This window comes from Burkholderia mycopellens (assembly GCF_964265025.1).
Taxonomy (GTDB): Bacteria; Pseudomonadota; Gammaproteobacteria; order Burkholderiales; family Burkholderiaceae; genus Burkholderia.
Genome location: NZ_OZ183803.1, coordinates 2,110,910 through 2,133,216, shown reverse-complemented (window position 1 = coordinate 2,133,216; position 22,307 = coordinate 2,110,910). Strand labels below are relative to the sequence as shown.

Below are 22,307 nucleotides of genomic sequence, written 5' to 3'. Positions count from 1 at the left end.
GCATGCACATGATTCGTGCGTATGCACTTAAAAGTGGAGTGTATGCACGAAAGTTTGCCGATGTACGCAAGCACTTGCGCGGCAGCAGGTTCGAACGTGCTTGGCTTGCCGTCTCGGCGACGTTTCCGGCGGACGATGCGCAGCCGTCAGGCGATCGTCAGGCGCGCCGCGCGCCGGGTACCGCGCATGCTGATGCACCGCAATGAAGCGGCAACCCGGCTTCCGGTCGAGCCGAATTGAGGGTGTACACTGCTTGTCTTTCACTGACTTGCGGCACGAGCCTTTACTTTCATGGCGTCTTCCAAGGATTCCTACGACTTTCACGACCAGGTCGGGCACCTGCTGCGCCGCGCGTATCAGCGACACGTGTCGATCTTCCAGGAGGCGATTCCCGATTCGGATCTCACGGCCGCGCAGTTCGTCACGCTGTGTGCGGTCAAGGAGCGCCAGGCGTGCTCGCTGAACGACATCGTCAAGGCGACCGCGATCGACCAGGCGACGATCCGTGGCGTGGTCGATCGGCTGAAGGCGCGCGCGCTGATCGAGGTGCTGCCCGATCCGAACGACGGCCGCAAGCTGATCGTGCGCGCCACCGCGACCGGCCTCGCGCTGATCGACCGCACGGTGCCGTTCGCGCGGCAGGTGACGGAGCGCACGTATGGCGCGCTCAATCCGGGCGAGCGGGTCGCGTTGCAGTTTCTGCTGCGCAAGATGATGGAAGAAGACGGCGACGCGTGATGCGCGCCGCTCGCGGGCGGTGGTCGTGCCCGTCTGGTTGGCCCGTTTGTCGGCCGGCTGCGATTCCGCGATGAAGCTGGCGGCGCTCAAGCCGCGCTGTTTGCCAGATGCTCACCGGCTGCGTCGACCGTCATCAACCGGCCTGCGTCGCGCAACGCGGCCCGGACCGTCTCCGGCGTAAACGGCGGCGCATAGAACCGCACGCCGGTCGCATCGAACAACGCGTTCGCGACGGCGGCAGGGCCCGGCACCGACGCCGATTCTCCTGCGCCGAGCGGCGGCTCGCCTTGCCTCGGCATCAGCACGACATCGACGTCCGGCACTTCCGCGAAGGTCAGGATCGGATAGCTCGCCCATTCGCGCGACGCGACCTTGCCGTCGGCGAAGCGCACGCGCTCCTTCAGCGTGCGGCTCAATACCTGGATCACGTTGCCGTGGATCTGGTGGCGCACGCCGTCGGGGTTGATCATCGTGCCCGTGTCCTGGCCGACCGTCACGCGTTCGATGCGGATCTCGCCCGACACGCGATCGACGCTCAGGTCGACGATCCACGCCGACCACGCCGCGCCGAAGCCGGGGAAGCGGCTGTGCACGTAGCGCGCGTAGGCGATCCCGCGGCCGCGCACGAGCCGCGATGGAGCGGCTTCATGCGGCGTGCGTCGCACGCGCGGCGTCCAGCCCGCGCGCTCGGCCACCGCCTGCAGTAGTTCGGACGCGCGCGTGTCCTGCAGATGGCGCAGCCGGAATGCAAGCGGGTCGATGCCGGTCAGCGCCGCGCATTCGTCGACGAACGCATCGTGCGCGAACGAGTTCGGCAACGCCGACACGCCGCGCAACCACGACGCGCGCACGAGCGGTGCGAGATCCTCGCAGACGAAGCGGCGATGCGGGCTCGCGTAAGGCGACACGGCCGTGCGGTCGCCCATCTCGAACACGCGCGGCTCGGGCGCGATCGTGCCGGTCAGCAGCGCCGCGAGCAGCGGCGCGTCGTTCGACGGGTAGCGCGTCGTGAAATCGTAGCCGAGCAGGCGGCCGTCACGCGTGACGGTGCCGGTCACCTGCATCAGCTGGCCCGTGCCTTTCGGTTCCCACAGATGTTCGTCCGCGCGCGACAACTGCACGCGCACCGGGCGGCCGACCGCGCGCGACAGCAGCAGCGCGTCGCCGCACACGTCGTCCGCGCCGTTGCGGCCGTAGCAGCCGGCCGCTTCCATTCGCACCACGTCGAAATCGGCTTCGTCGCGCGCGACGAGCGTCGCGAGGTCGTAGCGCAGCGATACGGGGTTCTGCGTGCCGGACCACACGGTGATCCGGCCGTCGCCCGGTTCGCGGTAGTCGGCGAGCGCGCATGACGGGCCGATCGAGCCGTGCATCTGGAACGGCCACGCATAGGTGCGCGATAGCGTGATCGTGTCGGGCTGCGTACGTGCGGCGTCGACATCGCCTTCGTCGAGCAGCACGCGGCGTGTGGCCGGCGCGGCGGCGATCGCGGCGGCCGGTTCGTCGAGCGACGGCAGTGCGGGGAGCGGCCGCCACGTCACGCGCAGCTGGCGCGCCGCGCGGATCGCGTGTTCCTCGCGCTCGGCCACCACGCCGACGAAATCGCCGATCGCAACGACGGCCACGAGCCCCGGCACGTCGGCCACCGACGCGCGGTCGACGTCGACGAGCGAGGCGCCGACGAATGCGCCGCTGTCGTGACCTGCATACGGCGGCCGCACGACGCGACCGTGCAGCATGCCGGGCACGCGCATGTCGTGCACGAACGTGAGCTGGCCGGTTGCCTTCGCGGGCAGGTCGACGCGCGGCGACGACCTGCCGACGATCCGGTATTGGGCGGGGTCCTTCGTGCGGGTGTTCAGGTCCAGCGTCAGCGCGATCCGGTGCGCGGCGACGAGCGTGGCGAACGTGGCCGTTTGCCCGTTCGCCGAGATCGTCGCATCGTCGATGTGCAGTTGCGCCGCGTCGACGTCGAACCGTTCGGCGGCAAGCGCCAGCAGCGCGTGGCGCGCCTGCGCGGCCGCACAGCGCAGCGGCGTCGCGGAAATCTGGATCGTCGCGCTCGCGATGGTCGGGCCCTGGTTCGGTGTCGCGGCCGTGTCGCCGAGCACCATCGTCACGCGCGCGGCCGGCACATCGAGTTCCTCGGCGACGATCTGCGCGAGCGACGTGCGGATGCCGGTGCCGAGATCGACGTGGCCGTTGAACGCGAGGATGCGGCCGTCGTCGAGAATCGCGACGAACACTTCCGGCAGCGCCGGCACGTAGGACGACAGGCTGCCCGGCTGGCCGGGCGCCGGCTTGACGGGCGGCGCGGGCGGCCGGATCACGGTCAGGCAGCCGTTGCGCGCGAGCAGTTCGGAGCGGTTCACGGATGACGGGTCCTGTCGAGGGAGAGGCGGCGCGCGGCCGGATGCAGCGTATGTGGGGCGAGGCGGCCGGCGGCCCGGGCGTCCTGTTCGCGGTGTGTGGCGAGGGCAATGACGGTGACCGTCGCGAGCGCGCGCGTGCCCAATCTAGGCCGCCAAAAGCGCAGCGTCAATCGGGCGGGCGCCCGCCGGCCAGTCACGCCGCCGGCCCGCCGCGACGGATCATCGTGTGCGCGCCTGCATCGCATCGATCGCCGCGATCGCATCGTCGAGCGGCATCACCGCCGCGTATTTCTGTTGCATGTCGAACAGGTTCGCGTCGTGCGGCGCGATCGCGCGATCCCCGACGCAATCGGCGAGCACGAGCGGGCGGAACCCGTGCGACATCGCGTCGACCACGCTCGCGCGCACGCAGCCGCTCGTCACGGCGCCCGCGACGAGCAGCGTCTGCACCGCCCGTTGCGCGAGCCACGGCGCCAGTTGCGTGCCGAAGAATGCCGACGGCACGGTCTTGCGCACGACGAGTTCGCCTGGCGCCGGCGTGAGCTCCGGCACGATCGCGCTGTTCGGATGGTGCTCGGTCAGCGTCGCCATGCCGGGCACCTTCAGCGAGAACACGTTGTCGTCGCTGCCGTCGTCCGCATACACGATGCGGCTGTGCGCGACGGGCCAGCCGCGTTCGCGCGCGAGCGCGAGCGCACGCGTCGTGCGCGCGATCGCCGGTGCGATGTTGCCGCCGCCGAACGTGGCGGGATCGGCGAAGCCGACCACGAAGTCGACGATCAGCAGGCCGATGTTGCCGTGCGGCGGCAACGGCGTGCCGAAACCCTGCTGGCGATAGACGTTGGCTTCGGCGTGGCGGGAAAGATCGTTCATGGTGTCGGGTGCTCGTGGGTCACGCGGGTTGATCGGTCACGCGGCCGTCGCGCACGACGGTTGCGCCGTCGAGTTCGACCGTGCAGCGGCGCAGCGGGATGTCGATGTGGCAGGTGGTCGTGCGGTTGCCGCCGCCTTCGTTGTTCGGGCCGAGCGAGAACAGGAAGTTGCCCTCGAATGCGCGCGCGTCCATCCCGATCGTCGCCTCCCGGTCGTACAGCCCGAGCGTCGACCAGCGCGCCCGCGGCTGCAGTCCCCAGCCGACATGCGAGATCGCATAGCCTTCGGGGTCGGCGAAGGTCTCCATGTAGTCGCGCAGCAGGTCGGCGTCGACGCCGCCTTCGATGCGCGTTGCATAGCCGCCTTCGACGGTCAGTACGATCGGTTCGCTCACGTAGCGCTTCTGCGGCAACAGGATGTCGCCGCGATCGATCACGATCGTGCCGCGCGCGGTGCGGTCGTTCGGGTAGGTCAGCGCGAAGCCGCTCGGCCAGTGGTCCCAGCGGCCCGGCGCGTCGACGAAGCCGTATTCGGCCGTCGGCGGGAACTCGCCGAGCGGGCACACGAGCGCGGTGCCGGCCGCCGACGTCACGCGCATCTCGCGGGCGGCGGCGATCCGTTTCGCCGCGGCGAGCACGCGCGTGCGGTCGGCGAGCGTGGGCACCATCCGCACGAGCACTTCGGGCGGCTCGACCGCGAGCAGGATTTTCGTGCCGGACTTCAGGATGTCGTGCTGCTCGGGCGAGAACAGCAGCGTCATCAGGTCGAGCACGAGGTCGCTCTCGCGCAGCGCGGCGATCGCGGCCTTGTTGCCCGTCAGCGGCGTCGTGCCGAGATACGCAAGCGGGTCGCGGCTGAACGCCTTGTCGCCGTTCACCGGCGGCAGGTCGAGCCGGTTGACGATCGCGCCCATCGTTTGCGTCGCGATCAGTGCGCACGACAGTGTTTGCGGGTGAGTGGCCGCGCTCGTCAGGATCGTGACGGTCTGGCCCGGTTCGAGGCGTGACAGCGCGAGCACCTGCTTCCAGGCGTCGATCAGTTGGGTATCGCTGACTGGCATCGTCGGCTCCGGTAAAGGCGTGAAGGAAAGGGGCGGGCGCCGCGCGATCAGGCCGCGAGCGGCGCGCCGAGGAAGTCGCCGAATGCCGCGTAGAAGCCCGGCGCGTTGTCCCAGGGAATCATGTGGCCGGCGTCGGGCACGCGCACGTGCCGCATCGACGGCGTCGCGCGCTGCAGTTCGGCGACGTCGTCGTCGCGCACCACGTCGCCGCGTTCGGCCGTGATCAGCAGCGACGGCACGGCCAGCTGCGCGGCGTCCGCGTGGAAATCGTCGGTATGAAAACCTTCGTACGTCGCGCGCACCGCGCGCTCGTCGCAGGTATGCAGCCATTCGGCGCGCAGCTGCAGTTCGGCGTCGGTCCAGGTCGGGCAGAACGCGCGCATGCCTTCGGCGTCGGTGCCGGCGCGCGCGAGCGCCATCGAGTCGATGTACCACGGCAGCTTGCCCGGGTAGTCGCGACGGTTCGGGCCCGACACGGGCGGATCGACGAGCACGACCGATTCGAGCCCGCGGATGGTGCGCCGCGCCGCGCGCGCGGCGATCCGCGCGCCCATCGAATGGCCGACGAGGCTCGTGCGCGGCAGGCCGAGCGCGGCGATGAGTGCCGCGATGTCGTCGGCCTGCGCATCGAGGCTGTAGTCGAGCGATGGCGACGCGTCGGACAGCCCGCGGCCGCGCACGTCGACCACGTAGGTATCGAACGCCGCGCCGAATACTTCGCCGACGAAACCCCACGTGATCGCGGGGCTCGTGATGCCGGGAATCAGCACGATTGCCGGGCGCGCTGCGCGCGCGCCGGTCGCGCCGCCGTAGCGCAGGTAGTGCTGGCGGATGCCGTTCGCGCGAACATTCGCGCCGTACAGGAAAGTCGAGGGCATGTGGGCTCCGTCGAAAGGGGCGCGCTCAGTACGCGCCGGACAGCAGTGCGCCCGCGCCGGGCACGATCGGTTCGAGGTCGAGTTCGCGCAGCATCGCGTAGGTCGTCGCGATCGCGGCCGTGATCACGGGCTTGCCGGTCATCGCCTCGACCTTCGCGACGGCCGGCAGCGACGGCATCTGCACGCAGGCGGACAGCACGATCGCATCGGCGTCCTGGTAAGGCAGCGTCTTCACGATATCGGGCAGGCGCGCCGGGTCGTGGCGGCCGACGTCGAGGTTGTCGGGGATTTCCAGCGCGCGGTACGCGAGCACGTCAAAGCCTTCGTTGCGGATGTAGTCGACCACGAGTTCGGTCAGCGGCAACATGTACGGCGCGACGACGACGATCCGCTTCGCGCCGATCACCTTCAGCGCGTCGATGAGCGCGCCTGCGCTCGTCAGCACCGGCGCCTGTGCGCCGTTGTCCGCCGTGTGCTTCGTCAGGCGCGCCTGAGACACGCGGTGGTAGCCGTGCCCCATCGCCATGATCGCGACGAGGCACGCGTAGCCGAGTACGTCGACGCGCGCATCGCTCAGTTCCACCGCGCAGCGGTCGGATTCGGCATCCATCGCCGCGAGTTCTTCCTTGACGACCTTCTTCATCCGCATTCGGCTCGAGTGATACGTGAAGCGCTCGGGGCGGATCGCTTCGCGCAGCCGCAGCATCGCGGGAATCTCGGTTTCCATCGTCGTGTTGGAACTCGGCACGATCTGGCCGATGCGGTAGGTCTTGCTCATGGCGGGGGAGGCTCCGTGTCGGTAAGGATGGGGCGGCACGCTGGCGCGGGATCGCCGGATGTCGAGCAAAGTCTAGTGTGTACATTTGAAAATCGCAATGGATAAAAATGGCGTCGATCTTTGGTTGATCCCTTTTCACCGCGAATATTCGTGGAATTATTGGTGTTTTCCCGAATGTCTCCGCGACTGGCGACAATCCGCTTGTCCTGAATAAATTGAGTGTGTACGCTTTATAAACGCCATTCAATCCGCCCGTTCTCGCGCCGTGTCCGGCGACGGGCCCACGATCAGGAGATCCGCATGAGCACACCCCGTATCGCAATCATCGGCGCCGGCCTCGGCGGCACGGCCGCCGCGGCGCTGCTTCAGCGCGGTGGCTACGACGTCGCGCTGTACGAGCAGGCGCCGGCGTTCTCGCGCCTCGGCGCGGGCATTCACCTCGGCCCGAACGTGATGAAGATCATGCGGCGCATCGGCTGCGAGGACGCGCTGGAGACGATGGGTTCGCATCCGGATTGCTGGTACAGCCGCGACTGGCAAACGGCCGACGTGCTCGCTCGGATCCCCCTCGGCGACTACGCGCGCAAGGCCTACGGCGCGAGCTACCTGACCGTGCATCGCGGCGATTTCCATGCATTGATGACGCAGGCGGTGACGCCCGGCACGATCCGCTTCGGCAAGCGGCTCGCGGCCGTGGACGACACCGGCGACGCGGTGCGCCTGACGTTCGCCGACGGCAGCGTCGAGATGGCCGACATCGTGATCGGCGCGGATGGTGTGAATTCGCGGATCCGCGAGCACCTGCTCGGCGCGGAGCCGCCGCGCTACACGGGCTATGTCGCGCACCGCGCGGTGTTCCCGGCGTCGCTGCTCGGCCACAAGCCGTACGACATGTGCGTGAAGTGGTGGTCGGAGGATCGCCACATGATGGTCTACTACGTGACCGAGAAGCGCGACGAGTATTACTACGTGACCGGCGTGCCGCAGGCCGAATGGCCCGAAGGCGTGTCGATGGTCGACAGCAGCCGCGACGAAATGCGCGAGGCGTTCGCCGGTTTCCACGCCGACATCCAGCACCTGATCGATGTGTCGCCGTCGATCACCAAGTGGCCGCTGCTCGAACGCGATCCGTTGCCGTTGTGGAGCCGCGGCCGCCTCGTGCTGCTCGGCGACGCGTGCCACCCGATGAAGCCGCACATGGCACAGGGCGCGGCGATGGCGATCGAGGATGCCGCGATGCTCGCGCGTTGCCTCGACGAAGTCGGCGTCGGCGACTACGCGGGCGCATTCGCGCTGTACGAGGCGAATCGTGCGGCGCGTGCGTCGAAGGTGCAGCTCGTATCGCACAACAACACGTGGCTGCGCACGAACGAGGATCCGTCGTGGGTGTTCGGCTACGACGTGTTCGACGTGCCGCTCGTCTCGCCGTCGCGCAACAGCGTCGCGGCCGTGGCCTGACGCGTACGCGGCCCCGCGCCGGCCGGCGCTTCGCCGTCGCGAGCGCCGATGCGCCGGTACGGGTGTTTTTCGGCGTGTTATATGTCAGGCGCGCCGGCGGCAGTGCCCGCCGCCGGCCCCCGGCCCCTCGGCCCGCGCGCCGCATTCCGGATCCATTCATGTCCCATCCCGCTTCTCCGTCGCGGCCGCTGGCGTTTCGCGTGAACGGCGCGCCGCACACCTTCGACGATGCCGCACCCGACGCGCCGCTGCTGCTGGTCCTGCGCAACGACTGCGCGCTCAACGGCCCGAAATACGGCTGCGGGCTCGGGCAGTGCGGTGCATGCACGGTGCTGGTCGACGGGCAGGCAACGCGTTCGTGCGTCGTGCCGGCCGCCGCCGCGAGCGGGCGCGACGTCACGACGCTGGAAGGACTCGGGTCGCGCGACGCGCCGCATCCGATCCAGCGCGCGTTCATCGACGAGCAGGCCGCGCAGTGCGGCTATTGCCTGAACGGGATGATCATGAGCACGAAGGCGTTGCTCGACCGCGATCCCGCGCCGGACGATGCGGCGATTCGCGATGCGTTGCGCTTCAACCTTTGCCGCTGCGGCACGCACCTGGAGATCATCCGGGCCGTGCATCGCGCGGCTCGCTACCTGCGAGGCGGCGATGAAGCCTGACACAGGCCTGCCCGTCGCGTCGGCACGCGCCACGTTACCCGAGCCGCGCGATGACGTTAGCGTCGATGCATTGTGCGCGCACCATGCGCGCTACACATGGCCGATCGGAGATGTGCATGCAGGCGCGCAGGTATCGCTCGACGTCGAAACGCGAACCGCGTCCGACGGACGAATGACGACCTGGCGCTATCGCGCGCGGGCGGCCACGGACGATCTTCACGCGTCGCATGGTGCGAAGACCGAGCGCGCGGATACCGGCCCTGCCGCGCCGTTCGTCTACCGGCATGCGCAGACGTCGATCGAGCTTGCCGATGCCGGCCACGCGATTCCCGGCCACGCGCACGTGTTCGCGCGCGAATCCTTCGTCGACGAACTCGCGGACGCGTTGCGGCGCGACCCGGTCGCGTTGCGCCTGCAGCACCTCGATGCGGCGCGGGACGCGGGGCCGCGCGAGATTATCCGGATGGTCAGCGAGCGCGCCGCATGGGGCGCGCCGGCCGCGGTCGACCCGGGTGCCCATGCGCACCTGAGCGGGCGCGGCTTCGCTTTCGATGGCGCCGCGGCGTCTTCCGGCAACACGCCGCCGGCAGCCGACGCGATACGCGACGGCGACGCGCGCTGGTCCGCATGGGTCGTCGATCTCGATGTCGACCGCGCGACGGGCAACGTCGCGGTGCGGCGCGTCGTGGCCGGGCAGGGTGCCGGCGAACCGGGAGACGCGTCGATGGCCGGCTTGCCCGCCTGGCAGATCGAGGCGGCGATTTCGCGCGTGATGGGGGCGCGCTTGTCCGCGCGGCGCGCGCACGACGAAACCGGCACGGGGGCGCGGCCGGATGCGATCGCTCACGAACTGATCGCGTTCGACGACACCGTGCATCGCGCGCACGGTGAACTGTCCGCGCACGATGCACGCCGGATCGAGCAAGCGGCGGCGCCCGCGGCGGCGGCGATCGCGAACGCACTGTACGATGCGACGGGCGTGCGGTTTCGCGCGCCGCCGTTCGACGCCGAGCGCATTCGCGCGGCGCTCGCGCGACCGGTGCCGGCCGATTCCGGCGAAGCGGGGCGCCGCGACCCGCGTCGCGCATCGCGCTGGCGCCGCTGGCTGGCCGGCGGCGGCGTGGGCGGGGTGGTCGGCGGGCTGATCGGTCTGGCCTGCGCGATCCTGCCGGGCCCCGCGTCGATCGCACCCGTTGCGCCCGGCGGCGCGGATGGCGCGATGTGGAGCGCGGCAACGCTCGAACGCGGCCGCCTGGTCGCCCTCGCCGGCGATTGCGCGGTGTGCCACACCGCGCCAGGCGGCGCGACCAACGCGGGCGGGCTCGCGCTCGATACGCCGTTCGGCGTGATCTACACGACGAACCTCACGCCGGATCCCGAAACCGGCATCGGCCGATGGTCGTATCCGGCGTTCGCGCGCGCGATGCGCGAAGGCATCTCGCGCGACGGCACGCACCTGTACCCGGCGTTCCCGTACACGGCGTTCGCGAAGCTGAGCGAGCCCGACCTGCTCGCGCTCTATGCGTACCTGATGTCGCAGCCGCCGGTGAAGCATGTGCCGCCGAAGACCAAACTGCCGTTCCCGCTCGACCAGCGGCGCCTCGTCGCCGGCTGGAACTGGCTGTTTCACGATGCGCGGCCGTTCGTGCCGGACCCGGCACGCTCCGCGATGTGGAATCGCGGCAAGTATCTGGTCGACGGCGCCGGGCACTGCGGCGCGTGCCATACGCCGCGCAACGCGCTGGGCGCGGAGAAGGGCGGTCGGGCGTACCTGTCGGGAGGCGAGGCCGAGGGGTGGGTCGCGCCGCCGCTCGTCGCGTCGCCGGCGACGCCGGTGCCGTGGACCGAAAGCGCGCTGTTCGACTACCTGCGCACGGGCTTCTCCGCGCAGCATGGCGTCGCGGCGGGGCCGATGGCGCCCGTCGTCGCGGGGCTTGCGTCGCTGCCCGCGGCCGATGTCCGGTCGATCGCGCACTATCTCGCGTCGCTGTCGCCGCCCGTCGATACCGCGGCGGCGGCCGATGCGGCGGCCCGGCGGGCGCGCGGTGCGCAAGCCGTCGCGACGCTCGGCCTCGAGAACGGCCGCCGGGCGTTCGACGCCGCGTGTGCGGTCTGTCATGCGGAATCGGGCGGCGTCGGGCATTTCGGCGTCCGCCCGCTGATGGGGCTCAACACGAGCGTCAGCCAGGCCGCGCCGGACAACCTGCTGCGCGTGCTGCATCACGGGATCGACCAGCCGGCCACCGGCGAGCTGGGCTACATGCCGGGCTTCGGCGACGCATTCGACGATCGGCAGATGGCCGAACTGGCCGCGTATATCCGTGCGCGCTACGCGCCGGGACAGCCGGCGTGGCGGAACCTGGCGGAAGCGTCGGCCAGGATCCGGCAGGAAGCCGCGCACTGATCGGCCGCCGGGCAACGCACTGCGGCGGGCCGGCCGGGAAAAACGACTCGCTCGCGCGATCTGGCCCGGAAACAGGGCGGAAATATTTCCCCATTTTCATCATCGTTTAACCATTCGAAACAATGTGTTCACCGAAAGGGGCATGATCTCCGGCGATCGAGCAGGCATACTGTTGCCTATGTTGTTCAATGCGCGTCGAACGGCGCGCGCTTGCCCCCCATGTCCACTCCAGTTTCCTTTCGAACCTTGCGATGGTTGACCGTCGCGGCTGCCGCATGCTTGCTCGCCGCGTGTTCGACCGCTTCCGACGTGACCGCGACGTCGAACCCGAACGTGTATACCGTGACGACGCGCACGGTCGGCGTGTCGACGACGTGGGCCGACGCCCACACGAAGGCCGTCGACGAAGCCACCAACTACTGCACGCAGCGCGGCATGCGCGCGAGCATGAAGCAGGAATCGCTGACCGGCGGCAGCCGTGTCGGCGCGCGCTCCGAACTCGCGTTCGAGTGCCATCCGACCTTCGAGACGGCGTCGAACCCGCGCGGTTGAACGACCGGCGGCGGCGCCGCCGCCCGCGTTTTCCTTCCCCCGCAAGCAAGACGACCCGCGATGCCGTTCACGCACATCGCGGGTCGGCGCACGTCCGGTGCAGGCTGCGGCGGTTACGCCGGCTGCGCCTCGTACAGCTTCACGCACGCGGAGAAGTCGAGCGTGCCGAGCCCCTGCTGGCTCATCGACTGATAGAGCTGCTGCGCGAGCGCGCCCATCCACACCGGCTGGCGGGCGCCGCGCGCCGCTTCGGTCGCGAGCCCGAGATCCTTAAGCATCAGGTTCGCCGCGAACCCGCCCGCGTAGCCGCGCGCGGCCGGCGCGGTGTCGCTCACGCCCGGATACGGGTTGTAGGTGTCCGAGCTCCAGCAGCGGCCGGTCGACGTATTGATGATGGCGGCCAGCACGGCCGGATCGATCCCGAGCGCCGCGCCGAGCGCCATCGCTTCGGAGACGCCCATCATCGAGATCCCGAGCAGCAGGTTGTTGCAGATCTTCGCGATCTGCCCGGTGCCCGTGCCGCCGCAATGCACGACGTTCTTGCCCATGTCGAGCAGCACGGGGCGGAGGCGCTCGAACAGCGCGGCGTCCGCGCCGACCATGAAGGTCAGCGTGCCGGCCTGTGCGCCGCCGGTGCCGCCCGACACGGGCGCGTCGGCGAGCGGGAAGCCGCGCTGCGCGGCGGCGTCGGCCACGGCGCGTACGGTGCCGGGATCGATCGTGCTGCAGTCGATCAGCGCCGCGCCGGCGCGCGCGCCGGCCAGCACGCCGTCGTCGCCGAGGTAGACCGCGCGCACGTGCTGCGCGGCCGGCAGCATCGTGATCACGACCGCGCCGCGCGCGGCCGCTTCACGCGGCGAGCCGGCGGCCGCCGCGCCGGCGCGCACGGCGGCCTCGACCGCGTGCGCGTCGAGGTCGAACACCGTCAGCGTGTGGCCGGCTTTCAGCAGGTTGGCGGCCATCGGGCCGCCCATGTTGCCGAGTCCGATGAATGCGATTTCCATGTACAGGTCTCCGTGTCGACCGGACCTGGCGCTTTAGCGCCTTGTCCGGTTCCATGCTTCGCACTCAGCGCAGCGCGATCGTCGTGTTCACGCCGCCGGCCGTCGCGTCGTCGTCGAACCAGCGCGCGGTGACCGTCTTGGTCTGCGTGTAGAACTGGACGACCTGCTTGCCGTACGGGCCGAGATCGCCGAGTTTCGAGCCGCGCGAACCCGTGAAGCTGAAGTAGGGCACCGGCACCGGGATCGGGATGTTGATGCCGACCTGGCCGATGTCGATCTCGCTCTGGAACTTGCGCGCGGCCGCGCCGCTCTGCGTGAACAGGCCCACGCCGTTGCCCATCGGGTTGCGGTTGACGAGCGCGATCGCTTCGTCGAGCGTGTCGGCTTCGAGCACGACCACCACCGGCCCGAAGATTTCTTCGGTGTAGATCGACATGTCGGTCGTCACGCCCGAGAAGATCGTCGGGCCGACGAAGTTGCCCTGCTCGTAGCCGGGCACCTTCACGTTGCGGCCGTCGAGTTCGAGCTTCGCGCCGGCCTTCACGCCTGCGTCGATCAGCGACAGGATGCGTTCCTTCGCCGCCTTCGATACGACGGGGCCGACGTCCGTGCCCGCTTCCGCGCCCGCGTTGACCTTCAACAGCTTCGCCTTTTCGACGAGCTCGGGCAGCCAGTCGCGCGCTTGGCCGACCAGCACGACGACCGACGTCGCCATGCAGCGCTGGCCGGCCGCGCCGAAGCCCGCGCCGACGAGTGCGTTGATCGTCTGCTCGCGGTGGGCATCGGGCAGCACGACCGCGTGATTCTTCGCGCCCATCATCGACTGCACGCGCTTGCCGTGCTGGCTGCCGAGGTTGTACACGTGCGTGCCGACGCGCGTCGAGCCGACGAACGAGATCGCCTTGATGTCCGGATGCGTGCAGAGACGGTCGACCACCGTCTTGCCGCCGTGCACGACGTTCAGCACGCCCTGCGGCACGCCGGCCTCGATCGCGAGCTCGACGAGCTGCATCGTCGACAGCGGATCCTGCTCCGACGGCTTCAGCACGAACGTGTTGCCGCACACGATCGCCATCGGGAACATCCACAGCGGAATCATGCCGGGGAAGTTGAACGGCGTGATGCCCGCGCACACGCCGATCGGCTGGCGCAGCGTGTAGGTATCCACACCACCAGCGACGTTTTCCGCGAATTCGCCTTGCTGCAGCGTGCCGATCGAGCACGCGTGCTCGACCACCTCGAGGCCGCGGAAGATGTCGCCCTGCGCGTCGGGCAGCGTCTTGCCTTGCTCGGCTGTCAGCGTGTGCGCGATCCGTTCGAGATTGCGGCGTACGAGATCCTGGAACTTCAGCATGATGCGCAGCCGTGCGCCGATCGGGGTCGTCTTCCACGTCTGGAATGCACGCTGCGCGGACGCGATCGCGGCATCGACCTCGTCGAGCGTCGCAAACGGCACGCGGCCGATCGTTTCCTGCGTCGCGGGGTTGACGATGTCGCCCCATTCGGCACTTTGCGATTCGACGAACGCGCCGTCGATCAGCAGCTTGGCGGTGGGCAGGGCGAGGGTGGTCTGGGGAACTGCGGCGTTCATGGAACTCTCCGGGAGGGAAGCGGTGTTGCGATGAAAAAGCAGCCTGTTTCCGCCGCCCGTGCAGGCACGGCGGACAGCAGGACGAACTGGATCCGGACGGATGCCGGCAGGCGCGCTCAGGCGCGCGGAGGCCGCATCAGCGCGGTACACATGAGCGCGAACACGCCGAAGCCGACGAGGTACGCGATCACGTAGTGCGGCTGGCCGCCGCCGGCCTTGAGCAGCGACGTCGCGATCATCGGCGCGAAGCCGCCGCCGATCACGCCGGCCAGCTGCACCGACAGCGAGATGCCGCTGTAGCGGATTTCCGCGGGGAACTGCTGCGCGAACAGCAGCGATTCCGGCGCATAGAGGATCGGGAACACGACACCGAGGCCGAGCACGATCGCCCACCATGCGTACGACACCTGCTGCGTGCCGAGCATCATGAAGAACGGCGCGGCGAACGCGCCCATCAGCACGAGGCCGATCGCGAACATCCGGCGCTGGCCGATGCGGTCGCTCAGGTGGCCGCACAGCGGCATCGTGACGAGCGACAGCGCCGCGCCGGCCGTGATCGCGTGCAGCATGGCGGCCTTCGGCAGGTGCAGCTGCTGCGTCGCGTAAGCGAGCGCGAACGTGACGACCATGTAGAACCAGGTGTTCTCCGCGGCGCGCGCGCCGACGATCGTCAGCACCTCGCGCGGATGGCGGCGCAGCGCGGCCGTCACCGGCGACTTCTCGGCCTTGCCCTGGCGCTGCATCTTCTCGAAGTCGGGCGATTCGGGCACCTTCGCGCGGATGAACCAGCCGAGGCCGACGAGCGCGATGCTCGCGAGAAACGGCACGCGCCAGCCCCACGACAGCATGTCGGCTTCCGGCAGCGCGGCCACCGCGGCCATCGCGACCGACGACAGGATCAGGCCGAGCCCGACCCCCGTCTGCGGCAGGCTGCCGAACAGCCCCTTGCGGCCCTTCGGCGCGTGTTCGACGGCCATCAGCACCGCGCCGCCCCATTCGCCGCCGACGGCCATCCCCTGCAGGAAGCGCATCGCGATCAGCAGCGCGGCGGCCCAGTAGCCGATGCGGTCGTACGACGGGATCAGCCCGATGATCATGCTCGGCACGCCCATCAGCAGCAGCGTGATCATCAGCATCGACTTGCGGCCGATCCGGTCGCCGAAGTGGCCGAACACGATGCCGCCCATCGGCCGGCCGATGAAGCCGACCGCGAACGTGCCGAATGCGGCGAGCGTGCCGACGACCGGGTCCAGCGACGGGAAGAAGATGCGGTTGAACACGAGCGCGGCGGCCGTGCCGTAGAGGAAGAAGTCGTACCACTCGATCGTGGTGCCGGCCATGCTGGCCCAGCCGGCCAACAGGTAGTGCTTCGCGGTGCGCCCGGGCGCCGGCGCCGCGACTGTCGCATGCTCATCGAGGGTGGATCGGGTCTGCATGGTGTCTCCGTGGTGGTGCCGCGGCTCGTGGTCCGCAGGTCACGGTCGAGTATAGTTATGCGCAGATTCATCATGTACCGATAAAGAAACCGGTTGGATGTGCATTTATGCATATCAACGACCGGCCTGGAGACGCCAGCCTTTTTCTCGACGATGCGACATGCCACCGAGCCGGTTTCCGGCAACCTGAACTGGGACGACCTGCGCTTTTTCCTCGAAGTCGCGCGCACGCAGCGCGCGAGCGGCGCCGCGAAGCGGCTCGGGGTCGACTACACGACCGTCGCGCGGCGCATTCGGGCGCTCGAGGCCGCGATGGGCACGCTGCTGTTCGACAAGTCGCGCTCCGGCGGCTTCATGCTGACGGTCGAAGGGCAGCGGCTCGTCGCGTATGCGGACGCGATGGAGACGACCGTGCAGTCCGCGTGCGACCAGGTCGCGAACACCGGCGAGGCGTTGTCGGGCCACGTGCGGATCGGGTCGACCGAGGGGTTCGGCTGCTTTTTCCTCGCGCCGCAGCTCGCGCGGTTTCGCGCCGCGCATCCGTACGTGACGGTCGACCTGCTGCCGGTGCCGCATTTCGTCAACCTGCCGAAGCGCGAGGCCGATCTGGCGATCACGCTCGAGCGGCCCGAGCGCGGGCCTTACGTGGTCACCAAGCTGTGCGACTACCAGCTGCGGCTCTATGCGACGCGCGACTATCTCGCGAACCACGCGCCGATTACCTGCACGGACGATCTCGCGCAGCACGCGTTCATCAGCTACGTCGACGATCTCGCATTCAGCAACGAACTGCTGTATCTGGACCGCGCGGTGCCGGGCGCAACGGCCGGGCTGCGCACGACGAGCGTGATCGCGCAGTACTTCGCGGCGCTGCAGGGCGGCGGGCTCGCGATCCTGCCGTGCTTCATGGCGGGCACGCAGCCGGCGCTGGTGCCGGTGCTGCCGGACGACGTGGTCGTCACGCGGTGCTTCTGGCTGACGTGCCGCGAGGATCTGCGCAAGCTGCGGCGCGTGACCGCGCTGTGGGATTACCTGCGGGCGGCGGCGGACGCGAATCGCGCGCTGCTGTCGGGCGAATCGGGGACGATGAGATTCGTCGGCGACGCCGATTAGCCGGTGACGGAAGCGGCGGCGATCGCTGCAGCGGCGTGCCTGCAGCGCAACGCGGAGGCGAGGGCTATCATCGCGCCATGTCCGTACCGGCAGTTGCCAGGAGAGTGTCGTGGAAATTCATTCGCAGTGGACGTTCGATTGCCGGCCCGAGCATGTCTGGCCGCATTTCCTCCATGCCCGGATGGACGATACGCGGCCGTTGCTGTTCCGCCTCGGCGTGCCGAAGCCGGTCAGCTGCCGCGTGCTCGAAGGCGTGCCGGCCGTCGGCAACACGCGGCAGTGCACGACCGATCGCGGCACCATCGACCAGCGGATTCTCGTGCTCGACGAGCCGCGCCGGCTGCGTTACCGGATGGTGGCGTCGACGGTGTGGTGCCGCGACTGGGTCGGCCTGCTCGAGGACGAATTCACGCTGACGCCCGTGGAAGGCGGCCGGACACGCGTCGAACGGCGTACCGTGTTCAGTGCGCGCGGCCTCTTCAGGCCGATCAGGCAGATCAGGCAGATCGGGTTGTGGCTCGCGTTGCAGCAGGCGCACCGGTATGCGGCCCGCAACTGGCGGCGTCTCGCGATGGCGGCGCAGGGGCAGGCGGCCGAGATGGCGTCGGCGCGCTAGGCCTTGGGAGCCGGCGCTCGACGAGCCGCCGGCCTCCCCGCGATCGCGCACCGGAACCCGGTTTTCAACGCGGGCACGCGAGCCGGTCCGCGAGTTCGTTCAGGTTCCTGACGTCGAAGTCCCACGCATCGTCGGCTTTCAGGTCGGTCGTCTGGCCGGGCCCGTGTTCGGTCGGCCGCAGCACGAACGCGGTCGATAGCCCCTGCCGGCGCGCGGCCGCGAGGTCGCCGTTGTGCGCGGCGACCAGGCACAGCTCGGCCGGCTCGACGCCGAGAATCTCGACCGTCTCGCTGTAGACCTGCGGCGACGGCTTGTACGCGCGGACGACTTCCGCGCCGAGAATCGCATCCCACGGCAGCCCCGCACGTTTCGCGACGTCGACCATCAGCCGGATGTTGCCGTTCGACAGCGGCGCGATGATGAAGCGCCGCTTCAGCCGGTGCAGCGCCGCGACGGCGTCGGGCCACGGGTCGAGGCTGTGCCACGCGAGGTTGAGCGCGTCGATGTCGGCGTCGGGCACGTCGACGATCCCGTAGCGGTCGAGCGTGCGGACGAGGTTCTCGCGATGCAGCACGTCGAGCCGCACGTAACGGCGGCGCCCGCTGCGGATTTCCTCCATCGACGGCGAATATTCGGCCCGCCATGCATCGGCGAATTCGAGCGGGTCGAGCGCGGGGGCGTGGCGGTCGAGGAACGCGGCGGCGCCGCGTGCGACGCCGTTTCTCCAGTCGACGATCGTTCCGAAGACATCGAAAACGAGCGCCTTGATTTCGGCAGGGTTCGTCATGGTGATCCCGTGAAGGTCGTTCGATGAGGACACACATCGCCGTGCCGCCGGAATGCGCGACGCCGGTTCGATCGTCATTGAATCACGGATCCGAAAATGCGGCCTGGCCGGCCCGCGATGGCGTCCGCCGGCCGCCGCAACGGATTCCGGGCGCGCTGGCGTGGCCGCGGGAAGCCGGCCGTCCGGTGCGACGTGATCGTCGTGTGCGGGCCGCGCCATCCGCTGCCCAGGCGCGCGGATCCCGGCGCGGACGACGGCACGCGAACGCAGCCGGGGCGTCGCCACAATCTGACGAATCGTTTGCAAACGCGGCGCACGCGAGCCGTTTCCTCGCCGAGGGCCGTCGCGCCGAGCGCAAGTCTTTCAGCTAGCTGACTGCCGTCTGCAAACGCCGCGCCGACCGCGCGTAACCCCTGATGCGAGCGGATGCGCGGGGCGTCACGGATTGGTGTTAAATAGGTTTCGGCGCGCGATGGCACGGCGCGCAATACGGGGCGCACCGGGCATCGGCGTAAACCCGGAGCGAAAAACGGCACGAAGGATCGAAAACGAATCGGGCGCATCAGACCCGATCGGACAGACGGCAGGATTCATCTTGAATACCGAACCGCAAAGTTCTCGCTACAGTCTCGGGCTCGCGGCGGAAGTGCTCGCGTCCGAGCAAAGCGTGCTGAGGCTGATCACGCGCAACACACCGCTGCCGGAGCTGTTGGTCGAAGTCTGCCGGCGTGCCGAGGCTTTGCTCGGCGACGGTGCGTCGTGCACGATCCTGCTGCTCGATCCCGACGGCGTGCACGTGCACGTCGGCGCCGCGCCCTCGCTGCCCGCGCAGTACAGCGCGGCGATCGAAGGGGCCTGCATCGGGCCCGTGGCCGGCTCGTGCGGCACGGCGATGTACCTGCGCCGGATGGTCGCCGTCGAAGACATCGAAACCGATCCCCTGTGGGCCGACTACCGTGCTGTCGCATTGCCGCTGGGCTTGCGTGCGTGCTGGTCGGTGCCGTTCCTCGACGATACCGGCGCCGTGCTCGGCGCGTTCGCCGTCTATCACCGCACGCCGCGCCGGCCGGGCGACGAGGAAACCGAACTGTTGCGCGATATCGGCAATAGCGTCGGCCTCGCGGTTCACCAGGACCGGATGGTGCGGCAGCTCGCGCGCAGCGAGGAACATCACCGGCTCGTGGTCAACAGCCTGCAGGAAGGGATCCTCGTCGTGTCGCGCGACGGCGTCGTGGTCGCGAGCAACCCGAGTGCGAACCGGATGATGCGCGTGAAGGGCGACCTCGTCGGCCGCCGGCTGTCGACGGTGATCCTGCGCAAGCTGCGCGAGGACGGCACGCCGATCGCGCCCGACGAATGGCCGAGCCGGCGCGCGCTCGAGACGGCCACGCCGCTGCTCGGCTACACGGTCGGTTTCGGCCTCGCGGACGGCGACATCATCTGGGTGCGCGGCAACGCGGTGCCGATCGTGAAGCCGGGCGAGACGCAGGCCGATTCGGTGCTCGTGTCGTTCAACGACATCGGCCCCGTGCGCGAAGCGCAGCAGCAGTTGCGCTACCTGGCGACGCGCGATGCGCTGACGGGCCTCTACAACCGCCGCTGGCTCGGCGACCGCATGCGCGAGCTGTTCGGCGGGCACGAGGCGGCGGGCGGGCCCGCGCGCGTCGCGATCCTGTTCATCGATCTGGTCGGCTTCAAGAAGGTCAACGACACGGCCGGCCACGACGCGGGCGACGCGCTGCTGCGCAGCGTCGCCGCGCGGCTCGCGGCCTGCGCGGGCGGCCGGTATGCGCTTACGCGCGTCGGCGGCGACGAGTTCGTGATCCTCGTCGACGACTGCCAGGATCCCGACCGGCTCGCGGCGCTCGCACGCGAGGTGATCGACACGATCGCGAAACCGTTCGCGATCGCGAACAACGAATACTGGCTCGGCGTGTCGATCGGCATCAGCGTCGCGCCGCGCGACGGCGACGATGCCGTCACGCTGATGCGCAACGCGGATTCGGCGATGTACGACGCGAAACAGCGCGGCCGCAACCACTTCACGTTCTTCACCGCGCAGCTCAACCTGCGGCTGCAGCGCCGCTTCGCGATCGAGCAGTCGCTGCGGCGCGCGCTTTCGTCGGACATGCTGCGGCTCGCGTATCAGCCCGTCGTCGATGCACGCAGCGGCCGCACCGTCGGCGCCGAGGCGCTGCTGCGCTGGACGAGCCCGGAGCTCGGGCCGATGTCGCCGGCGGAGTTCATCCCGGTCGCGGAAGATACGGGGCAGATCGTCGCGATAGGCCAATGGGTGCTCGAAACCGCGTGCCGACAGGCCGCCGAATGGCGCCGCACGATCGCGCCCGATCTGATGCTGGCCGTCAACCTGTCGCCGCGGCAGTTCCACGAAGGGCTCGTCGAGTCGGTCGAGCGCTGCCTCGCGCAGGCGCGACTCGATCCTTCCGCGCTCGAACTCGAGATTACCGAAGGACTGCTGATGAATGACACGGACACCGTGCTGCCGATGCTCGAGGCGCTCACGGACATGAACGTGCGGATCTCGGTCGACGATTTCGGCACCGGCTATTCGTCGCTCGCTTACCTGAAGCGCTTTCCGCTGCACAACCTGAAGGTCGACCGCTCGTTCGTGTCGGGCGTGCCCGATCATCACGATTCGGTGGCGATTACGCAGGCCGTGGTCGCGATGGCGCATTCGCTCGGGATGAAGGTCACGGCCGAAGGCGTCGAGACGCAGGCGCAATCGTGGTTTTTGCAGCAGATCGGCTGCGACATGCAGCAGGGCTATCTGTTCAGCCGCCCGCTGGACCCGACCGACTACGCGCGCCGGCTCGGCGCCGTGTGAGCGCGGCGCGCGTTCGGCGCTCAGTCGACGCGCGGCCCGCCGAAATCGCCGGGGACCGGCGTCGTCGGCGTCGCATCGATCTCGACGCGGTTCTTGCCTTCATGCTTCGCGCGATAGAGCGCGCGGTCGGCGGCTTCGATCAGCACGGTCGTCGGCAGGCCGGGCATCGGCACGATGCTCGCGCCGCCGATGCTGATCGTCACGGTGTCGCCCGTCGACGAATGCGCGTGGCGCAGCCGCAGTGCCTCGATCGCGAGGCGGATCTTCTCGCCGAGCAGCCGCGCGGCGCCCGGCGACGTGGCCGGCATCACGACCGCGAATTCCTCGCCGCCGAAACGCGCGGCAAGATCGCCCGACTGGCCGAGACAGCGCTCGATGGTCGACGCGATCTGCTTGAGCACGCTGTCGCCCGACACGTGGCCGTACGTGTCGTTGTACAGCTTGAAGTTGTCGACATCGATCATCAGCAGCGACAGCTCGCTGCGCTCGCGCATACCTCGCCGCCATTCGGCGGCGAGGTATTCGTCGAGATAGCGCCGGTTCGACAGCCCGGTCAGGCCGTCGGAATGCGTGAGACGCCGCAGCTCGAGATTGGCTTCGAGCAACTGCTGCTGCGATTGCCGCAGCGCGCGATAGGCCTCGTCGCGCTGCAGCAGGTTCATGTACGAGCGCGAGTGGTAGCGCACCCGCGCGACGAGCTCGATGCGGTCGGGCAGCTTCACGAGGTAGTCGTTCGCGCCGGCCGCGAACGCGGCGCTCTTGATCACGGGCTCTTCCTGCGTCGACAGCACGATGATCGGCACGTCGCGCGTCGCCGGATTCGTCCGGTACGCTTTCACGAGGCTCAGCCCGTCGATGCCGGGCATCACGAGGTCCTGCAGGATCACGGTCGGCCGTGTCTCGATCGCGGTGGCCATCGCGTCGTCCGAACGCGGGCAGTAGTGGAAATCGATGCCTTCCTCGTCGACGAGCGCGCGCCGCACGGCTTCCGCGACGATCGTCTGGTCATCGACCAGCAGCACCATCGCCGGCACGTCGGCGGGCGGCGTGTAGGAGCCGCCTGGCGGGCGAGTCAGGTCAATGGTCATGGTCGATGCGGGGTGTTGCAGTCGTTGCGGTTGTTGCAGGGGCAGCCATGGG

Annotated in this window: 19 protein-coding genes; 8 read left to right on the top strand and 11 right to left on the bottom strand. The window is 69.3% G+C overall.

What is annotated here, in order from left to right; translation table 11 throughout:
* Positions 1-291 precede the first annotated feature (291 nt).
* Positions 292-738 (top strand): MarR family winged helix-turn-helix transcriptional regulator, encoded by a 447-nt coding sequence (locus ACPTTC_RS27780; protein WP_085043161.1) that lies wholly within the window; start codon positions 292-294, stop codon positions 736-738.
* 86 nt (positions 739-824) lie between these two features.
* Here ACPTTC_RS27780 and ACPTTC_RS27775 read toward each other — a convergent pair whose 3' ends face one another.
* The 5 genes from ACPTTC_RS27775 to ACPTTC_RS27755 form a co-directional block, all read right to left on the bottom strand.
* Complete coding sequence (locus ACPTTC_RS27775; RefSeq protein WP_423394772.1) at positions 825-3,110, bottom strand: molybdopterin cofactor-binding domain-containing protein; 2,286 nt, start codon at positions 3,108-3,110, stop codon at positions 825-827.
* A 219-nt stretch (positions 3,111-3,329) separates the two neighbouring features.
* Positions 3,330-3,983, bottom strand: a complete 654-nt coding sequence (locus ACPTTC_RS27770) for an isochorismatase family protein (protein WP_175950643.1) — start codon at positions 3,981-3,983, stop codon at positions 3,330-3,332.
* Positions 3,984-4,002: 19 nt separating this feature from the next.
* Entirely contained in the window at positions 4,003-5,043 is a 1,041-nt protein-coding gene (locus ACPTTC_RS27765; RefSeq protein ID WP_175950642.1) for a 2,5-dihydroxypyridine 5,6-dioxygenase, read from the bottom strand.
* Positions 5,044-5,090: 47 nt separating this feature from the next.
* The gene (locus tag ACPTTC_RS27760) at positions 5,091-5,921 is read right to left on the bottom strand and encodes an alpha/beta fold hydrolase (RefSeq protein ID WP_423394771.1); all 831 of its coding nucleotides are present in this window, start codon (positions 5,919-5,921) and stop codon (positions 5,091-5,093) included.
* Positions 5,922-5,946: 25 nt separating this feature from the next.
* Entirely contained in the window at positions 5,947-6,699 is a 753-nt protein-coding gene (locus ACPTTC_RS27755) for a maleate cis-trans isomerase family protein (RefSeq protein ID WP_423394770.1), read from the bottom strand.
* 300 nt (positions 6,700-6,999) lie between these two features.
* On the opposite strand from ACPTTC_RS27755, the gene ACPTTC_RS27750 reads away from it, so the two are divergent.
* The 3 genes from ACPTTC_RS27750 (at position 7,000) to ACPTTC_RS27740 (ending at position 11,223) form a co-directional block, all read left to right on the top strand.
* Entirely contained in the window at positions 7,000-8,157 is a 1,158-nt protein-coding gene (locus ACPTTC_RS27750) for an FAD-dependent monooxygenase (protein WP_423394769.1), read from the top strand.
* Positions 8,158-8,315: 158 nt separating this feature from the next.
* Complete coding sequence (locus ACPTTC_RS27745) at positions 8,316-8,819, top strand: (2Fe-2S)-binding protein (RefSeq protein ID WP_423394768.1); 504 nt, start codon at positions 8,316-8,318, stop codon at positions 8,817-8,819.
* Positions 8,809-11,223 carry a c-type cytochrome gene (locus tag ACPTTC_RS27740; protein WP_423394767.1) on the top strand — a complete coding sequence of 805 codons (2,415 nt, stop codon included), beginning with the start codon at positions 8,809-8,811 and terminating at the stop codon, positions 11,221-11,223. Before ACPTTC_RS27745 ends, ACPTTC_RS27740 begins: the two co-directional genes overlap by 11 nt.
* A gap of 185 nt (positions 11,224-11,408) precedes the next feature.
* On the opposite strand, the gene ACPTTC_RS27735 is transcribed toward ACPTTC_RS27740, so the two are convergent.
* Positions 11,409-11,579: a hypothetical protein gene (locus tag ACPTTC_RS27735; RefSeq protein WP_226195286.1), complete on the bottom strand. Its 171-nt coding sequence runs from the start codon at positions 11,577-11,579 to the stop codon at positions 11,409-11,411.
* Between ACPTTC_RS27735 and ACPTTC_RS27730 the strand changes: the two genes are divergently transcribed.
* On the top strand, positions 11,533-11,775 hold the full coding sequence (locus ACPTTC_RS27730) for a hypothetical protein (protein ID WP_226195271.1): 243 nt from the start codon (positions 11,533-11,535) through the stop codon (positions 11,773-11,775). The two genes, ACPTTC_RS27735 and ACPTTC_RS27730, sit on opposite strands and share 47 nt — an antisense overlap.
* A 113-nt stretch (positions 11,776-11,888) precedes the next feature.
* Here the strand turns inward: ACPTTC_RS27730 and mmsB are convergent, their stop codons facing one another.
* The 3 genes from mmsB to ACPTTC_RS27715 all read right to left on the bottom strand — a co-directional run bounded on the left by mmsB (position 11,889) and on the right by ACPTTC_RS27715 (position 15,806).
* Positions 11,889-12,779: a 3-hydroxyisobutyrate dehydrogenase gene (gene mmsB, locus ACPTTC_RS27725; protein WP_423394766.1), complete on the bottom strand. Its 891-nt coding sequence runs from the start codon at positions 12,777-12,779 to the stop codon at positions 11,889-11,891.
* A gap of 64 nt (positions 12,780-12,843) precedes the next feature.
* On the bottom strand, positions 12,844-14,370 hold the full coding sequence (locus ACPTTC_RS27720; protein ID WP_175968079.1) for a CoA-acylating methylmalonate-semialdehyde dehydrogenase: 1,527 nt from the start codon (positions 14,368-14,370) through the stop codon (positions 12,844-12,846).
* A gap of 116 nt (positions 14,371-14,486) precedes the next feature.
* Complete coding sequence (locus ACPTTC_RS27715; protein WP_175950634.1) at positions 14,487-15,806, bottom strand: MFS transporter; 1,320 nt, start codon at positions 15,804-15,806, stop codon at positions 14,487-14,489.
* A gap of 153 nt (positions 15,807-15,959) precedes the next feature.
* Here ACPTTC_RS27715 and ACPTTC_RS27710 point away from each other — a divergent pair, with 153 nt between their 5' ends.
* A complete protein-coding gene (locus ACPTTC_RS27710; protein WP_423394765.1) occupies positions 15,960-16,919 on the top strand; it encodes a LysR family transcriptional regulator in 960 nt (319 codons plus the stop codon).
* Between the two features lie 109 nt (positions 16,920-17,028).
* Entirely contained in the window at positions 17,029-17,535 is a 507-nt protein-coding gene (locus tag ACPTTC_RS27705; protein WP_423394764.1) for an SRPBCC family protein, read from the top strand.
* A gap of 64 nt (positions 17,536-17,599) precedes the next feature.
* On the opposite strand, the gene ACPTTC_RS27700 is transcribed toward ACPTTC_RS27705, so the two are convergent.
* On the bottom strand, positions 17,600-18,322 hold the full coding sequence (locus ACPTTC_RS27700) for a haloacid dehalogenase type II (protein WP_423394763.1): 723 nt from the start codon (positions 18,320-18,322) through the stop codon (positions 17,600-17,602).
* A gap of 595 nt (positions 18,323-18,917) precedes the next feature.
* Here ACPTTC_RS27700 and ACPTTC_RS27695 point away from each other — a divergent pair.
* The gene (locus tag ACPTTC_RS27695) at positions 18,918-21,167 is read left to right on the top strand and encodes a putative bifunctional diguanylate cyclase/phosphodiesterase (protein ID WP_226194934.1); all 2,250 of its coding nucleotides are present in this window, start codon (positions 18,918-18,920) and stop codon (positions 21,165-21,167) included.
* 20 nt (positions 21,168-21,187) lie between these two features.
* Here the strand turns inward: ACPTTC_RS27695 and ACPTTC_RS27690 are convergent, their stop codons facing one another.
* Entirely contained in the window at positions 21,188-22,255 is a 1,068-nt protein-coding gene (locus ACPTTC_RS27690) for a diguanylate cyclase domain-containing protein (RefSeq protein ID WP_226194933.1), read from the bottom strand.
* Positions 22,256-22,307 lie beyond the last annotated feature (52 nt).

Bases quoted from the DNA above. Each gene is read 5' to 3' on its own strand.
- ACPTTC_RS27720 (WP_175968079.1), bottom strand. From the start codon at position 14,370: ATGAACGCCGCAGTTCCCCAGACCACCCTCGCCCTGCCCACCGCCAAG.
- ACPTTC_RS27745 (WP_423394768.1), top strand. From the start codon at position 8,316: ATGTCCCATCCCGCTTCTCCGTCGCGGCCGCTGGCGTTTCGCGTGAAC.
- ACPTTC_RS27760 (WP_423394771.1), bottom strand. From the start codon at position 5,921: ATGCCCTCGACTTTCCTGTACGGCGCGAATGTTCGCGCGAACGGCATC.
- ACPTTC_RS27765 (WP_175950642.1), bottom strand. From the start codon at position 5,043: ATGCCAGTCAGCGATACCCAACTGATCGACGCCTGGAAGCAGGTGCTC.
- ACPTTC_RS27770 (WP_175950643.1), bottom strand. From the start codon at position 3,983: ATGAACGATCTTTCCCGCCACGCCGAAGCCAACGTCTATCGCCAGCAG.
- ACPTTC_RS27755 (WP_423394770.1), bottom strand. From the start codon at position 6,699: ATGAGCAAGACCTACCGCATCGGCCAGATCGTGCCGAGTTCCAACACG.
- ACPTTC_RS27700 (WP_423394763.1), bottom strand. From the start codon at position 18,322: ATGACGAACCCTGCCGAAATCAAGGCGCTCGTTTTCGATGTCTTCGGA.
- mmsB (WP_423394766.1), bottom strand. From the start codon at position 12,779: ATGGAAATCGCATTCATCGGACTCGGCAACATGGGCGGCCCGATGGCC.
- ACPTTC_RS27710 (WP_423394765.1), top strand. From the start codon at position 15,960: ATGCGACATGCCACCGAGCCGGTTTCCGGCAACCTGAACTGGGACGAC.
- ACPTTC_RS27740 (WP_423394767.1), top strand. From the start codon at position 8,809: ATGAAGCCTGACACAGGCCTGCCCGTCGCGTCGGCACGCGCCACGTTA.
- ACPTTC_RS27715 (WP_175950634.1), bottom strand. From the start codon at position 15,806: ATGCAGACCCGATCCACCCTCGATGAGCATGCGACAGTCGCGGCGCCG.
- ACPTTC_RS27780 (WP_085043161.1), top strand. From the start codon at position 292: ATGGCGTCTTCCAAGGATTCCTACGACTTTCACGACCAGGTCGGGCAC.
- ACPTTC_RS27690 (WP_226194933.1), bottom strand. From the start codon at position 22,255: ATGACCATTGACCTGACTCGCCCGCCAGGCGGCTCCTACACGCCGCCC.
- ACPTTC_RS27750 (WP_423394769.1), top strand. From the start codon at position 7,000: ATGAGCACACCCCGTATCGCAATCATCGGCGCCGGCCTCGGCGGCACG.